At 68.3% G+C, this 15,683-nt stretch carries 12 protein-coding genes and 1 pseudogene; 10 read left to right on the plus strand and 3 right to left on the minus strand.

Translation table 11 applies throughout. The features are described 5' to 3' along the window. Nucleotide 1 precedes the first annotated feature (1 nt). Nucleotides 2-2,266: a penicillin-binding protein 1C gene (gene pbpC, locus K309_RS0111190; protein WP_029046494.1), complete on the plus strand. Its 2,265-nt coding sequence runs from the start codon at nt 2-4 to the stop codon at nt 2,264-2,266. Here pbpC and K309_RS36380 read toward each other — a convergent pair. Continuing rightward, nucleotides 2,243-3,046 (minus strand): LysR family transcriptional regulator, encoded by an 804-nt coding sequence (locus K309_RS36380; RefSeq protein WP_156914343.1) that lies wholly within the window; start codon nt 3,044-3,046, stop codon nt 2,243-2,245. The two genes, pbpC and K309_RS36380, sit on opposite strands and share 24 nt — an antisense overlap. Between K309_RS36380 and K309_RS36385 the strand changes: the two are divergent. From K309_RS36385 to K309_RS0111210, 3 genes and pseudogenes are all read left to right on the plus strand, one after another. Continuing rightward, nucleotides 3,014-3,685: pseudogene (locus K309_RS36385) on the plus strand (aldo/keto reductase); the annotation flags it as partial. The gene K309_RS36380 and the pseudogene K309_RS36385 sit on opposite strands and share 33 nt — an antisense overlap. A gap of 55 nt (nt 3,686-3,740) precedes the next feature. Then, nucleotides 3,741-4,694, plus strand: a complete 954-nt coding sequence (locus K309_RS0111205; RefSeq protein WP_029046495.1) for a delta(1)-pyrroline-2-carboxylate reductase family protein — start codon at nt 3,741-3,743, stop codon at nt 4,692-4,694. A gap of 249 nt (nt 4,695-4,943) precedes the next feature. Next, nucleotides 4,944-5,672: an OmpW/AlkL family protein gene (locus K309_RS0111210; RefSeq protein ID WP_029046496.1), complete on the plus strand. Its 729-nt coding sequence runs from the start codon at nt 4,944-4,946 to the stop codon at nt 5,670-5,672. Nucleotides 5,673-5,741: 69 nt separating this feature from the next. Here K309_RS0111210 and K309_RS0111215 read toward each other — a convergent pair whose 3' ends face one another. Continuing rightward, nucleotides 5,742-5,942, minus strand: coding sequence for a heavy-metal-associated domain-containing protein (locus K309_RS0111215; protein WP_029046497.1), 201 nt, complete (start codon nt 5,940-5,942; stop codon nt 5,742-5,744). Nucleotides 5,943-6,130: 188 nt separating this feature from the next. On the opposite strand from K309_RS0111215, the gene K309_RS0111220 reads away from it, so the two are divergent. From K309_RS0111220 to K309_RS0111230, 3 genes are all read left to right on the plus strand, one after another. Beyond that, nucleotides 6,131-8,620 carry a heavy metal translocating P-type ATPase gene (locus tag K309_RS0111220; RefSeq protein WP_029046498.1) on the plus strand — a complete coding sequence of 830 codons (2,490 nt, stop codon included), beginning with the start codon at nt 6,131-6,133 and terminating at the stop codon, nt 8,618-8,620. Continuing rightward, the gene (cueR, locus tag K309_RS36390; protein WP_051320417.1) at nt 8,617-9,057 is read left to right on the plus strand and encodes a Cu(I)-responsive transcriptional regulator; all 441 of its coding nucleotides are present in this window, start codon (nt 8,617-8,619) and stop codon (nt 9,055-9,057) included. Before K309_RS0111220 ends, cueR begins: the two co-directional genes overlap by 4 nt. Nucleotides 9,058-9,122: 65 nt before the next feature. After that, nucleotides 9,123-10,094, plus strand: coding sequence for an alpha/beta hydrolase (locus K309_RS0111230; RefSeq protein WP_029046499.1), 972 nt, complete (start codon nt 9,123-9,125; stop codon nt 10,092-10,094). Here K309_RS0111230 and K309_RS0111235 read toward each other — a convergent pair. Beyond that, entirely contained in the window at nt 10,091-10,978 is an 888-nt protein-coding gene (locus K309_RS0111235; protein ID WP_029046500.1) for a LysR family transcriptional regulator, read from the minus strand. The genes K309_RS0111230 and K309_RS0111235 overlap by 4 nt on opposite strands. Before the next feature lie 177 nt (nt 10,979-11,155). Between K309_RS0111235 and K309_RS0111240 the strand changes: the two genes are divergently transcribed. From K309_RS0111240 to K309_RS0111250, 3 genes are all read left to right on the plus strand, one after another. Beyond that, complete coding sequence (locus K309_RS0111240; RefSeq protein WP_369796412.1) at nt 11,156-12,727, plus strand: CoA-acylating methylmalonate-semialdehyde dehydrogenase; 1,572 nt, start codon at nt 11,156-11,158, stop codon at nt 12,725-12,727. 144 nt (nt 12,728-12,871) lie between these two features. After that, on the plus strand, nt 12,872-14,536 hold the full coding sequence (locus K309_RS0111245; protein WP_029046502.1) for a GMC family oxidoreductase: 1,665 nt from the start codon (nt 12,872-12,874) through the stop codon (nt 14,534-14,536). Between the two features lie 366 nt (nt 14,537-14,902). Next, on the plus strand, nt 14,903-15,679 hold the full coding sequence (locus K309_RS0111250; protein ID WP_029046503.1) for an ABC transporter ATP-binding protein: 777 nt from the start codon (nt 14,903-14,905) through the stop codon (nt 15,677-15,679). Nucleotides 15,680-15,683: the final 4 nt, after the last annotated feature.

Here is a 15,683-nt window from a genome sequence, read left to right on the forward strand (position 1 = left end):
CATGAAGCGGGGCGGCGCTCGACTGGCCCGGCTGGCGCTGTTGCCGCTGCTGCCGCTGCTGTGGAGCGGCCACGCCGCCGCGTTGCCGGCCTTCGCGCAGGTGCGCGACGACTGGCGCAGCGCAGACGTGGTCGTGCTGGACCGCCACGGCGAGGTGGTCGGTCGGGTACGCGACGACTTCCGCGCGCGCCGCGGCGACTGGGTCACGCTGGCGCAGACTTCGCCGGCATTGCGCACGGCCATCGTGCTGTCGGAAGACAGGCGCTTCTATGCGCATAGCGGCGTCGACTGGCAGGGTGTGGCCGCGGCGGCGTGGGCCAACCTGTGGAATACGCGCACGCGCGGTGCCTCGACGCTGACCATGCAGCTGGCCGGACTGCTGGACGACGACCTGCGCCGGCCCGGCGCCGCGGCGCAGGGGCGCAGCTTCACGCAGAAGGTCGGCCAGGCCGCGGGCGCGGCGATGCTGGAGCGCAGCTGGAGCAAGGATCAGATCCTCGAGGCGTACCTGAACCTGGTGCCGTTCCGCGGCGAACTGGTCGGGCTGTCGGCGATGTCCCAGGTGCTGTTCGGCAAGTACCCCGAAGGGCTCGATGCGCGCGAATCGGCGCTGGCGGTGGCGCTGGTGCGGGCGCCCAATGCGCCGGCCGTGCAGGTGGCGCGCCGGGCCTGCGGCATCCTGCGCGAAATGCGGCTGCCGCGCCAATGCGAAGGGCTGGAGGGCTACGCGCAACTGGCGCTGCTGCGCACCGGGCCGGTGGCGCAGCGTAACGCCACGGCGCTGGCGCCCGCGACGGCGCAGCCGCTTGCCTCGCTTCCAGCTCCGCACCTCGCGCGCCGGCTGGTCAGTGAGGCGCGCGCGCGGCTGGCGCCGGGTGCCCCCATGCCAGCGCGCATGGCATCCACGCTCGACGCACGCCTGCAGCGCGTGGCGGTGGCAAGCCTCGACCGGCACCTGCGCGAGCTGGCCGGGCGCCATGTCGAGGATGGCGCGGTGGTGGTGATCGACAACGCCAGCGGCGACGTGCTGGCCTATGTAGGATCGTCCGGCGCGCTGTCGTCGGCCGCGCAGGTCGACCACGCGGCCGCGCTGCGGCAGGCCGGCTCGACGCTCAAGCCCTTCCTGTACGCGCAGGCGCTGGAGGAACGGCGCTTGACCGCGGCGTCGCTGCTCGACGACCGGCCGGTGAACCTGCCGGTGGGCGGCGGACTTTATGTGCCGCAGAACTACGACCACCGCTACGCCGGCTGGGTCAGCACGCGGGCGGCGCTGGCGGCATCGCTGAACGTGCCGGCGGTGCGCACGCTGGTGATGGTGACTCCGCACCGCTTCCACAAGCGGCTGGTGGCGCTGGGCCTGCCGCTGACCGAGGCGGGCGACTACTATGGGTACAGCCTGGCGCTGGGCAGCGCCGACGTGTCGCTGCTGGCGTTGACCAATGCGTACCGTGCGCTCGCCAACGGCGGGCGCTATGCGCCGCCGCAACTGCGCGAAGGCGCACCTGTTGCTGCGCCCGTTGCGGTCATGCAGCCGGCTGCGAGCTACGTGATCGGCGATATCCTCGCCGACCGTCACGCCCGCGCCCGCACCTTCGGCCTGGACAGTCCGCTGACGACGCGCTTCTGGACAGCGGTCAAGACCGGCACCAGCAAGGACATGCGCGACAACTGGTGCATCGGCTGGTCGCAGCGCTATACCGTGGGTGTGTGGGTCGGCAACGCCAGCGGCGCGGCCATGCGCGACGTTTCCGGGGTTTCCGGCGCGGCGCCGGTGTGGCATGAAGTCATGGAAACGCTGCACCGCGCGCAAGGCAGCCGCGCGCCGGAGATGCCCGCGGGCGTGCAGCGCGTGGCCCTGAATTTCGATGATGGCCTCGAGCCCGCGCGGGAGGAGGTGTTTCTCGCCGGGACGGCCATCGCGCGCGTCAGCGTTGGCAAGCCCGCTGCGTCGGCCAGCGCCGCACCGGCGATCGCCAATCCGGCCAACGGCACCGTGTTCGCGCTTGATCCCGACATGCCGCCCGCGTCGCAGCGCGTGTGGTTCCAGGCCGAAGGCGTCGCCGGGCAATCCGCGCGTATGGTGAGCTGGCGCATGGATGGCAAGCCGCTCGGCCGTGGCGCCGAGGTGGCATGGCTGCCGTGGCCGGGGCGCCACCAGGTGGAATTGCTGGACGCCGCCGGCAAGGTGGTGGACCGCATCGGCATCGAAGTGCGCGGCGCAAGTGCGCGCGCGCCAGATGCCTCAGCGGGACGCCGACCCCGCTGACACAGGCCCATGCGCCTTGAGGAAATCGACGAACGCGCGCAGCTTGGGCGGCATCAGCGCGCGGCCCGGGTAGTACAGGTAGAAGCCGTCGAACGGCGCCAGCCAGTTGTCCAGTACGGTAACGAGCCGTCCGTCGTCGAGCGCGGCCTGGATGTGTTGCGGGAACTCATGGATCAGCCCCGCGCCGTCAAGCGCTGCCTGGTGCAGCAGCGTCTTGTCGTTGGCGATCAGCGCTGCGGGCGTGTCCACGGTGAAAGTGCGGCCGTCCTCCACGAATTCCCAGCGGTACACGCTGCCGTGCGGGCCAAAGCGGTATTTCAGGCAGGCATGCGCGTGCAGGTCTGACGGTGTCTGCGGCGTGCCGTGCTGCGCGAGATAGGCGGGCGCGGCGGCGACCACCATGCGCAGCGGGCCGGTGACCGGGATCGCCACCATGTCGCGCTGCAGGGCTTCGCCCAGGCGCAGCCCGGCGTCGAAGCCTTCGGCGACGAGGTCGGCAAAGCGGTCGTCGGTCACCACGTCGACGCAGATGCCCGGATACGCGCGCACGAAGGCCGCCAGCAGGGGCCGCAGCACGATGGCGCCGGCGGTGTTGGGCGTGGTCAGGCGCAGGGTGCCGACCGGGGTGTCGCGCTGTTGCCGGATGTCGTCGGTGGCCGCGCCGATTTCCTGCAGCGCTGGCTCGATGCGTGCCAGCAGTGCCGCGCCGGCTTCGGTCAGGCCGACGCTGCGCGTGGTGCGTTGCAGGAGGCCAGCCTGAAGCGGCTGGGCGTCGACCATATCGACCTGTACTACCAGCACCGCATCGATCCGCAGGTGCCTGTCGAAGAAACAGTCGGCGCCATGGCCGATCTGGTGAAGGCCGGCAAGGTGCGCTGGATCGGCCTGTCGGAGGCCGGTGCGCAGACCATCGAACGCGCGCACAAGGTGCATCCGGTCTCGGCGCTGCAGAGCGAATACTCGCTGTGGACGCGCGACGTGGATACCGACGGCATCCTTGCCACGTGCGAGCGGCTGGGTATCGGCCTGGTTCCGTACAGCCCGCTGGGGCGCGGTTTTCTGACTGGTGCTATCCGCAGCCCGGAGGATTTTGAGGCGGACGATTTCCGCCGCACCAACCCGCGTTTCATGGGCGAAAACTTCGCGCGCAATCTGGCGCTGGTCGACACGGTGCGCGCACTGGCCGCCGCCAGGGGCTGCACGCCGGCACAGCTTGCGCTGGCGTGGGTGCTGGCGCGCGGCCCGCAGGTGGTGCCGATTCCCGGGACCCGCCGCATTGAGAACCTCGACGAAAACCTTGGCGCGCTGGAGGTGCGGCTCGACGCAGCAGAACTCGCGGAAATCGATGCCATCTTCCCGGCTGGTGCAGCGTCGGGTACGCGCTACGCCGAGCATGTGATGCCGATGCTCGCGCGCTGAGGGGCACCGGCCGCCGCATAATGGCGGATCCTGAATTGCTTGCCGGAGTGCCCGCATGTCCCTGCTTCCCCTCGATGCCGCCAGCACGGCGGCCCGCCTGCCATATCCCGAACTGGCGCGCGCCATCGCCGACATGCTGGCCGAGCTGCGCGACGGCACGGCCATGGCGCCGCCGCGCATCGCGCTGCCGGTGGGCGATGCGGAACGCGGCGAGGGTACGTTGCTGGTGATGCCGGCGCGCAACCGCAACCTGGTGATGACCAAGAACATCACCGTGCACCCCGGCAATCCGGGGCGGGGGCTGCCCAGTATCCTTGGCGAAGTGGTGGTGGCCGACGCGCATACCGGCGCGCGTCTTGCCATGCTCGACGGACCCACGGTGACCGGCCGGCGCACCGCGGCGGTGTCGCTGCTGGCGGCGCAATGCTTCGCCGCGCGCACCGACGGCGAACTGCTGATCGTCGGCGCCGGCGTGCAGGCGCAGACGCACCTGGAGGCCTTCGTCGCCGGGCTGGGCGTGCGCAAAGTCTGGCTGCAGTCCCGCACGCGCGACAAGGCCGAGGCGCTGGCAGCGCAGGCGCGTGCGCTTGGGGTCGAGGCCGAAGTGGCCGACACCGTCGCCGCGGTGCTGCCGCGCGTGTCGATGGTGGTCACGGTCACGTCCAGCCGCAGCCCGGTGCTGCCGGACCTGGACAGTGGCCTCTGGCGCGACGACCACTTCATCGCCGCGGTCGGAGCCTTTCGCCCCGACATGTGCGAACTGCCGCCGCAGCTGTGCCATGCGGCCGCGGACCATCGGCGCCTGCTGGCCGATACGCTGTTCGGCATCGAGGACGAGGCGGGCGACCTGCTGCAGGCGGGTATCGACTGGACCGCCGTGCAGCCGTTCGAGACAGCGATCCTGCAGGCGGATGCCATCCGCGCACGCGGCGGCAGCCCGTTGGTGTTCAAGAGCGTGGGCTATGCGCTGTGGGACCTGGCGGCGTGTGTGCTGGCCAGCCGCGCCTGACTGGGTGGGCGCTGTTGCACAGCCAGCACCAGACCCTCGCACCATTCAGGGTTTTTTCCGGCGCGCGGCATAAAGCGTTGCGCCGACGCAGCGTTTACCCGGCATCGGCACGCTTGCAGTCGGGTTTTTTTAGTGGTTAACCCTTGCTTTAGGGGGCGTCCTCTACGAATCTGTATCGTCGGTGAAACAGTCCCGCCTCCACAGCCGGATAATGCATGTGGCGGTAAATGAATGTGGAGTAAGAGGACTATGAAATCGACCTACAAGAAGAAGATGCTGGCGGCCGGCGCTGTCATGGCGTTGGCAGGAGCCGCACAAGCACAGTCGGCCGGCAGCAATATCGTCAGCCTGGGCTGGTTCCGCGTGATGCCGAACAGCTCCGCCGACCCGATGACAGTCGACAGCATCAATGGCCGGCCGGTCAACATGACCCGTGCCAACACCGGCGCCGATATCGAGACCGCCGACACCCTTGGCCTGGCGTTCACGCACTTCTTCACGGACAACATCTCGGGCGAGTTGGTTGCAGGCATCCCGCCCAAGCATGACGTCACGGGCACCGGCGAGTATGCCAAGTACGGCAAGCTCGGCTCGGTCAAGCAATGGAGTCCGGCGCTGCTGGTCAAGTACCACTTCTTTGACGCCAAGACCAGGTTTCGCCCGTATGTTGGCATCGGTGTGAACTACACGTGGTTTACCGATGAAACCATCACCAACCAACAGTTCGTCGATGGTGCGTTCGGCCTCCCCGGCGCCAGGATGACCGCCAGCGCCAAGCCGTCGTGGAACCCGGTGTTTAACATCGGCGCCAACTATGCGATCAACGACAACTGGTTCGTCGGCCTGTCGGTGTCGTACCTGCCGCTGTCGACCACCGCCACGCTGAGTACGCAGGCCGGGCCGGTGACGATCATTTCGCACACCAAGATCAAGATCGACCCGGTGGTGACATTCCTGAGCGTGGGCTACCGCTTCTGAGCGCAGCGCCACGGCCAATGTAAAAAAAGGGACGCCCGGGGGCGTCCCTTTTTGCTGCAAGCCTGCCGCTTACGACACCGACGTGACCGGATAGCCGGCGTCTTCGATTGCGTGCCGCAGCACCTGGGTGTCGGCGCCGCTGTCCACGCGCACGGCCTGGGTCGGTACGTCGGCGCTGACCTTGGCGGCCGGGTCGACAGCCTGCACGGCACGCGTGATGGCGCCGACGCAATGGTTGCAGGACATGCCTTCGACCTGGAACTGGATCATGCTGGAAACCTCCTGGAGGGGATGACTAGCGGCACGGCGCCGCGACAGACGTAGTGTGAACCTTGCCATGGAGGGAAGCGCAAGACGATTTTCAGAAGTGTCGTTAAAGAATCACGGGTATACCCTTGACCTTCCCATGATGGTAAGGTCCATGATGCTGACATCGACACTGTGGATGATCCAGGACCATGACCAGTTCCAGCGCTGTGCTCGCTCCGCAACCCGACAGGACCTTTGACGACGCGCCCGAATGGCGCCTGCCGATCGAGGGCATGACCTGCGCCTCGTGCGTGCGCCGCGTGGAGAACGCGCTGGCGCGCGTACCGGGCGTACGCGACGTGGCCGTCAACCTTGCCACCGAGGCCGCCACGCTGCATGGCGAATCCGCCGCGGTGCTGCCGGCCGCCGCGCGCGCTGTGGCCGATGCCGGCTATGCGGTGCCGCAGGACACCATCGAACTGCAAGTCACCGACATGACCTGCGCGTCGTGCGTGGCGCGCGTGGAAAAGGCTCTGCGAGCCGTGCCGGGCGTGGTGGAGGCGCAGGTCAACCTGGCCACCGAACGCGCCACGGTCACGTTGCTGCGCGGCACCGCCGACGCCGCCGCTCTGGTGGCCGCCGTGGCCCGCGCGGGCTATGGCGCGACGCCGGCGGCCGGAGCCGAGGCCAGTGCAGTGGCTTCGGCGCAAGCCACACGCTCGCCTGCGTTCTGGGACGGCCCCTGGCCGGTGGCGATCTCTGCCGCGCTGTCGCTGCCGCTGGTCGCGCCGATGGTGCTGGAATGGTTCGGCGTGCACTGGATGCTGCCAGCCTGGGTGCAGTGGCTGCTGGCGACACCGGTGCAGTTCGTGTTCGGCTGGCGCTTCTACAAGGCTGGCTGGAAGGCGGTGCGCGCGGGCGCCGGGAATATGGACCTGCTGGTGGCGCTGGGCACGACCGCGGCCTACGGCCTGTCGCTGTGGCTGATGTGGCGCACGCCCGCCGATGCCATGCCGCACCTGTACTTCGAAAGCGCGGCGGTAGTGATCACGCTGGTGCGGCTCGGCAAGTGGCTGGAGACGCGCGCCAAGCACCAGACCGCCGAGGCCATCCGCGCGCTGGCGGCTCTGCGCCCCGATACCGCGCGCGTGCGCCGCGGCGGCCAGGAAGCCAGCGTGCCACTGGCGTCGGTGCGCGTCGGCGACGAGGTGGTGGTGCGCCCGGGCGAGCGCATCCCGGTCGACGCCGAGGTGATCGAAGGCAGCAGCCACGCGGACGAGTCGATGCTGACCGGAGAGAGCGTGCCGGTGCCCAAGAAGCCGGGGGACCGGCTGACCGGCGGCGCGATCAACTTCGAAGGGCTGCTGGTGGCGCGCACCGTTGCCGTCGGCGCCGAGACGGTGCTGGCGCGCATCATCCGCATGGTCGAGCATGCGCAGGCGGCCAAGGCGCCGATCCAGCGCATGGTGGACCAGGTCAGCGCGGTGTTCGTGCCGGTGGTGCTGGTCATCGCGCTGGTGACGGTGCTGGGCTGGGGCCTGCTGGGCGGAGACTGGGAAGCGGCGCTGCTAAACGCGGTGGCGGTGCTGGTGATCGCCTGCCCGTGCGCGTTGGGACTGGCCACGCCGACGGCGATCATGGCTGGCACCGGCGCCGGGGCGCGTGCCGGCATCCTGATCAAGGACGCCGAGGCGCTGGAAGTGGCGCATCGCGTCAGCGTGGTGGCGTTCGACAAGACTGGCACGCTGACGGTCGGCAAGCCCGAAGTGGTGGCGCTGCATGCCGCCAGTCCTGCCGATGCCGACGGCGGCGTGCTGCTGGCGCGTCTGGCCGCGCTGCAGGCCGGCAGCGAACACCCGCTGGCCCGCGCGGTGCTGGCTGCGGCGCGGGCGCGCGGCATCGCCGTGCCCAGGGCCGAGGACGTCCAGGCGCTGCCGGGCCGCGGCATTGCCGGCGTGGTCGACGGCAAGCCGCTGCAGCTCGGCAGCGAACGGTTGCGTGAATCGCTGGGCGCGGAAGCGGGTACGCTGGCGCCGGTGGCGCAGCGGCTGCGCGACGAAGGCCGCACCGTGTCGTGGCTGATCGAGACCACGCCGCCGCGCGTCGTCGGGCTGGTTGCGTTCGGCGATTCGATCAAGCCGGGCGCACCCGAGGCGATTGCCCGGCTGCGCGCGGCGGGCGTGCGCACCGTGATGCTGACCGGCGACAACGCCGGCGCGGCGGCGCGGGTGGCGCGCGAGCTTGGTCTCGACGACGTGCAGGCCGAGGTATTGCCCGAGGACAAGGCCGCGCGCGTGCAGGCACTGGGGCAGGGCGGCGCGGTGGTGGCGATGGTGGGCGACGGCATCAATGACGCGCCGGCGCTGGCGGCGGCGGATGTCGGCATCGCCATGTCCACCGGCACCGACGTGGCCATGCACGCCGCCGGCATTACGCTGATGCGCGGCGACCCGGCGCTGGTGGCCGATGCGCTGGCGGTTTCGCACCGCACCGTGCGCAAGATCCGGCAGAACCTGTTCTGGGCATTCTTCTACAACGTGGTAGGCATTCCGCTGGCGGCGGCGGGGCTGCTGAACCCGGTGGTGGCGGGCGCGGCAATGGCGTTCTCCAGCGTCAGCGTGGTCAGCAACGCCTTGCTGCTGCGGCGCTGGCATCCTCAATCCGGCGCCACGGCCACGGCACCGGGAGGCGAGCGATGAATATCGGCGAAGCGGCGCAGGCGTCGGGCGTGTCGGCCAAGATGATCCGGCACTACGAATCGATCGGGCTGGTGGAGGCACCGCCGCGCACCGAGGGCGGCTATCGGCGCTATGACGAACGCGCGGTGCATACCTTGCGCTTCGTGCGGCGCGCCCGTAATCTGGGCTTCTCGCTGGACGAAATCCGCAACCTGCTGTCGCTGTGGCGCGACCGCGGCCGCGCCAGCGCCGATGTCAAGGCGCTGACGCTGAAGCACCTGGCCGATCTGGAGCAGCGCATCGCCGAACTGGCCGCGATGCGCGATACATTGCGGCAGCTGGCGCAGCATTGCAGCGGGGACGAGCGGCCGGATTGCCCGATCCTGGCCGATATCGCGGACGTGCCTGACATCGGCGGGACGCGCCACGCGGAGCGGGAAGGACACGGCTGTTACTGATTGTCTTTTGGCCTGCAGCAATGCCGGCGCACACGCAGGCCTGGCCGCAGAGGAGACCGTAGCGCATGGCACAACCGATGACGGACGATCACGCTTCCGCTGGTTCTACGGGCGCTGCCGAGGCCGCAGGCACCACCACAGCCCCTGGCCCCGCCATTGCGCACGCACCCGTGCAAAGCCGCCAGCGCATGCGCGACGGCACCGAACTGCTGCTGCGCACCTGGCTGCCCGATCCCGGCCGCTTTGTCGAACCGCTTGGCTCGGTGCTGCTGGTGCACGGGCTCGCTGAACACGCCGGCCGCTACCAGCACGTCGCCGACCTGCTGTGCGGATTGGGATTGCGCGTGCGCGCGTTCGACCTGCGCGGCCACGGCGCCAGCGGCGGCGCGCGCATGGTGGCCGATCATCCCGACATCTATCTCGAGGACCTGGCCGAGGTCTACGACGCCGCGCTGCATGGCTGGAACGAGCTGCCGATCCTGCTCGGCCACAGCATGGGCGGGCTGATCGCTGCGCGCTTTGCTACGGCGCGCGTGCGCCCGGTGCGCGCGCTGGTGCTGTCATCGCCCGCGCTGGCGTTGCGGCTGTCGCGGCCGATGCTGGCGCTGCACCGCGTGCTGCTGGCGCTGGCGCCGCGGCTGCGCGTGCCCAACCCGATCGACGCGCGGCACCTCTCGCACGACCCGGCCGTGGTGGCGGCCTACCGCGCCGACCCGCTGGTGCAGACCACCATCACCGCCAGCGTGCTGGAGAGCTTTATCGGCGGCATGGCGCAGGCACAGGCCGATGCCGCGCGGCTGGAGGCACCGATGCTGATGCTGGTCGGCGGCGCCGACCGCGTGGTCGATCCGGCGGGCAGCCGCAGCTTCTTCGACAATGCGCCGCCCGACCTGCGTGACGAGGTCTGGTATCCGCACGGCTACCACGAGATCTTCAATGAAGCGCAGCCATTGCGTAGCGAAGTGTTCGCGGCGCTGAGCGACTGGCTGCAGCGGCACCTGCAACCTTCCGCGACCGCCAGGCCGCCACCGGCCTAAGTCCGGAACACCGACTCCGCCACACCGAACACCGCGGCCACCACCGGGTCGTCGCGGCGCGTCGCCAGGCATACCAGGGTCAGCTCGGTCCGCACAGACATGCCCTCGACGATCGCCAGTCCATGCGCATGCGACTCGCGCAGCGCAATCGAATCGCGTACCAGCGAAAGTCCCACGCCGGAACGGACCAGGTCCAGCATCGACGCTTCCTGGTCCACGTGCGCCACCTTGGGTACGCCGGCTGGGTCGACACCCGCCTGCGCGAAGCGCTCGCACAGCAGGCGGTTATGCGCCGACTCGGGCGGCGTCCAGATCCACGGCAGTGTTGCCAGCTGCGCCCATGAGCGCAGCGCGGTGCGCTCCTTCCAGCCCTTGGGCGCGACCACGTAATACGAAAAGGGCGTCAGCGTGAGCGCATGGAAGCTCGCATCGGACGGCTGGCCCAGGTAGAAGCCGACGTCGAGCGCGCCGCTGCGTACCTGTTGCAGCACCCAGCCCGACATGCCGTGGCGCAGCTCGGTACTGATCTGCGGATGGCGCTCGACCAGTGTGCGCAGCATTGGTCCCAGCCGCGTGAATTCCGGGTCGAGGATGGTGCCGATCGCCAGGCGCCCGCGCACCGTGTGATGCATGGCATTGACGGTGTGCTGCAGGTCGCCGACGCCGTCGAGGATGCGTTCGGCCAGCGGCAGCAGCGCAGCGCCGTCCGCGGTCAGCGTCAGGCCGGCGGCGGTGCGTTCGAACAGCTTGATGTGCCACGCCGACTGCAGCGCCTTGAGCTGGAGGCTGACCGCGGGCTGGGTCAGGTGCAGCCGCTGCGCGGCGCGGGTGAGGTTGCCTTCGCGGGCGATGGCGACGAATGCGCGCAGGTGGTGGAGGTCCAAGGCAATGGGGGCGGTTCGATTGCGCGAGTGGTGCGGCGCAATATTTAGCACAGCTTATATTGCGTTTGACGATAAATCATTGGACGAGGCGGTGCAACTGCACCAAGCTTGCGCTCAACACGGCCCGCCGCGCCAGGTGCGGCAGACGACGTTGCGGCGATGTTATTACCGCGCGCAATGAAGCGGCCGATCCTCGATATCCCGTTTCAAGCAGGAGTGGAAGTGGAAGACATCCTTGCAGAAGCCAGCGCTGTGCAAACTACCGTTGGACATTTCATCGGAGGCCGGCACACGCGTGGTGCGTCGCAGCGCCTGGCCGATATCTTCAACCCGGCGATCGGCGAAGTTGCCGCGCGCGTGGCGCTTGCCACCGCGCAGGACGTTGCCGACGCCGTGGCCGCCGCCAAGGCCGCGTTTCCCGCATGGTCCGAGACCCCGCCGCTGCGCCGGGCGCGCATCCTGTTCAAGTTCAAGGAACTGCTCGACCAGCACCATGACGACCTGGCCGCGCTGATCACGCGCGAGCACGGCAAGGTGTTCTCCGATGCCAAGGGCGAAGTCACGCGCGGCATCGAGGTGGTGGAGTTTGCCTGCGGCATTCCCAACCTGCTCAAGACGGATTTCACCGACAACGTCGGCGGCGGCATCGACAACTGGAACCTGCGCCAGCCGCTGGGCGTGGTGGCGGGGATCACGCCGTTCAACTTCCCGGTGATGGTGCCGATGTGGATGTTCCCGGTGGCGCTGGCCTGCGGCAATACGTTCGTGCTGAAGCCGTCGGAGCGGGATCCGTCGCCGAGCTTGCTGATTGCGGATCTGCTGCGCCAGGCCGGCTTGCCCGATGGCGTGTTCAATGTCGTGCAGGGCGACAAGGAAGCGGTCGATGCGCTGCTGGCGCATCCGGATGTGCAGGCGTTGTCGTTTGTCGGGTCGACGCCGATTGCCGAGTACATCTATACGGAAGGGACCAGGCATGGCAAGCGGGTGCAGGCGTTGGGCGGGGCCAAGAACCACCTGGTGGTGATGCCGGATGCGGATCTGGACCAGGCAGTCGATGCGCTGATTGGTGCGGCCTATGGCTCGGCGGGCGAGCGCTGCATGGCGATCTCTGTGGCCGTGGCCGTGGGTGACGTTGCCGACAAGCTGGTGCCGCGGCTGGCGGAGCGGGCGCGTGCGCTGAAGATCCGCAACGGCATGGAGTCGGACGCCGAAATGGGTCCGCTGGTGACGGGGGCGCACAAGGCCAAGGTCGAGGGGTATATCGCCAGGGGTGTGGAAGAGGGGGCGACGCTGGTGGCCGATGGCCGGGGGCACAAGGTCGAGGGGCATGAGAACGGGTTCTATGTCGGCGGCACGCTGTTCGATCACGTCACGCCCGACATGACCATCTACAAGGAAGAGATCTTCGGGCCGGTGCTGTCGGTGGTGCGGGTGCATGACTTTGCCGAGGCGGTGGCGCTGATCAATGCGCATGAGTTCGGCAATGGGGTGTCCTGCTATACCAGCGACGGTGGGATTGCGCGGGCCTTTGCGCGGCAGATCCAGATAGGTATGGTTGGGATTAATGTTCCTATCCCTGTGCCGATGGCATGGCATTCGTTTGGTGGATGGAAGCGGTCGTTGTTTGGGGACCACCATGCGTATGGGGAGGAGGGGGTGCGGTTCTATACGCGTTATAAGAGTGTGATGCAGCGGTGGCCGGATTCCATTGCCAAGGGGGCGGAATTTACGATGCCGGTGGCTAAGTGATGTTTTTTGTGTAGGGCTGCGGCTGGGAATCTGGTGGTTGTTTCTATGCCCGGTTCCGCCCTTCAGGGCGGAATCGGGCGCATCAAATATCCGCCAGATGCCTGGCCGTCAGCACAAAAGACCAAAATGCAAACCAAACCCGCCATGGAGACATTCGACTACATCATCGTGGGCGCCGGCTCAGCCGGCTGTGTCCTGGCCAACCGCCTGACCCAGGACCCTGACATCAACGTCCTTCTACTGGAAGCAGGCGGCAAAGACGACTACCACTGGATCCACATCCCGGTAGGCTACCTGTATTGCATCGGCAACCCCCGCACGGACTGGCTCTACCGCACCGAAGCCGAAGCCGGCCTGAACGGCCGCTCGCTGGGCTACCCCCGCGGCCGCGTGCTGGGCGGATGCTCGTCAATCAACGGCATGATCTACATGCGCGGCCAGCGTGAAGACTACGACGAATGGGCCCGCCTGTCCGGCGACGACGGCTGGAAATGGGACAACGTGCTTCCGCTGTTCAAACGCTGCGAAGACCACCACCGCGGCCCAAGCGAATTCCATGGCGCCCACGGCGAGTGGCGCGTCGAAGCGCAGCGGCTGCGCTGGGACATCCTCGAGCGCTTTGCCGATGCAGCAGAACAAGCCGGCATCCCGCGTACCGACGACTTCAACCGGGGCGATAACTTTGGCGTCGGCTATTTCGAAGTCAACCAGCGCCGCGGCATCCGCTGGAACACCGCCAAGGCCTTCCTGCGCCGCGCGTCGGAGCGCCCGAACCTGACCATCGTCACCGGCGTGCAAGTCAGCGCGCTCACCTTCGACGGGCGCCGCTGCACTGGCGTGCAATACATCGGCGGCGGGCAGCCGCATGCCGCGGCTGCGCGGCATGAAGTCATCCTCTCTGCCGGCGCGGTCAATACGCCGCAGTTGCTGGAGCTGTCCGGCATCGGCCAGCCGGAACGGCTGCGCGCACTGGGCATCGACGTACGCCACGCCTTGGCCGGCGTGGGCGAAAACCTGCAGGACCACCTGCAGCTGCGCACCGTGGTCAAGGTCAACGGCGTGCGTACGCTCAACACGCGCGCCTCCAGCCTGTGGGGCAAGCTGTGCATCGGTGTCGAGTACGCCTTCAACCAGAGCGGGCCGATGAGCATGGCGCCGTCGCAGCTGGGGGCATTCGCGCGCTCGGATCCGTCGCAGGCACGGCCGAACGTGGAGTACCACGTGCAGCCGCTGTCGCTGGACAAGTTCGGCGATCCGCTGCACGCGTTCAATGCCTTCACCGCCAGTGCCTGCAACCTGCGGCCGACGTCGCGCGGCAGCGTGCATGCGCGCAGCGCCGATTACCACGATGCGCCGGTAATCGCGCCCAACTACCTGTCGACCGACGAAGACCGGCGTGTCGCCGCCGATTCGCTGCGCCTGACGCGCCGCATCGTGGCATCGCCGGCGCTGGCGCCGTACCAGCCCGAGGAATACCTGCCGGGTGCCGCATTCCAGACCGACGAAGAACTGGCCGAAGCCGCCGGCAGCATCGGCACCACCATCTTCCATCCCGTCGGCACCTGCAAGATGGGTCGCAGCGACGACGGCATGGCGGTGGTCGACAACCGGCTGCGGGTGTTCGGCATAGAGGGACTGCGCGTGGTCGATGCCTCGGTGATGCCGCTGATCACCTCGGGCAATACCAATTCCCCCACCATCATGATTGCCGAACGTGCCAGCGACATGATCCGCGAAGACCGCCGGCGCGGCGCGGGGGCGGCGGGAGCGATGGCGCCGGCGCCACTCGCCGCGGCGGAAAGCGCCTGAAGGTGGCAGGCGCAGGGTGCGCAGCATGGGAAATCGGGGCGCGAAAGCGCGCGGGCGCCAGGTGGCGTTTGCTGACCATGTGCGCCTGCAAAAAAACTGACACTTGGTTCATGTTTCATAGTGCAAACCCCGATGTTTTGCGATGCAACAGGCGCACACAATAGACGCCTCGGAGGGTGGGGGGCAGCACATTGTGCTGGTCTCGTTCTCCGGCGGGAGCCGCCCCGCACAGCCATAACAAAGACACCGCAGCACGCCGCGACCACGGACGTGCCTGACGGACGCGGCACAGGGCCTACAGGCCGGTTCGGACCATCAGTCAGTGCCGGGCATCACCCGGCGTACAACGAAGGGCGGGCAGGAGACATGAACCAGCAGGAAACCATCCTGGAAACGCGGAACCTCACCAAGGAGTTCAAGGGGTTCACCGCGGTGAGCGACGTCAACCTCCGGGTGCGTCGCGGCTCGATCCATGCATTGATCGGCCCCAACGGCGCAGGCAAGACCACTTGCTTCAACCTGCTCACCAAGTTCCTGGAGCCGACCACCGGCACCATCGTATTCAACGGCATCGACATCACCCGCGAAAAGCCCGCGCAGATCGCGCGCCGCGGCGTGATTCGCTCGTTCCAGATCTCGGCGGTGTTCCCGCACCTGACGGTGATGGAGAACGTGCGCATCGGGCTGCAGCGCCAGCTCGGCACCGCTTACCAGTTCTGGCGCAGCGAGCGCTCGCTCGATGTGCTCAACGACCGCGCCATGGAGCTGCTCGAGCAGGTGGGGCTGACCGAGTTCGCGCAGACGCTGACGGTGAACCTGCCGTACGGTCGCAAGCGCGCGCTGGAGATTGCCACCACGCTGGCGATGGAGCCCGAGCTGATGCTGCTCGACGAGCCCACCCAGGGCATGGGCCATGAGGACGTCGACCGCGTCACGCAGCTGATCAAGAAGGTCTCCGCCGGCCGCACCATCCTGATGGTCGAGCACAACATGAGCGTGGTCTCGTCGATCGCCGACAAGATCACCGTGCTGCAGCGGGGCGCGATCCTGGCCGAGGGGCCTTACGCCGAGGTGTCGAAGGACCCGCGCGTGATGGAGGCCTACATGGGCACGGCCGATGCCGAGCTGCAGGGCGCGCACTGAAGCG

The organism is Cupriavidus phytohabitans, from assembly GCF_000426345.1.
Taxonomy (GTDB): Bacteria; Pseudomonadota; Gammaproteobacteria; order Burkholderiales; family Burkholderiaceae; genus Cupriavidus.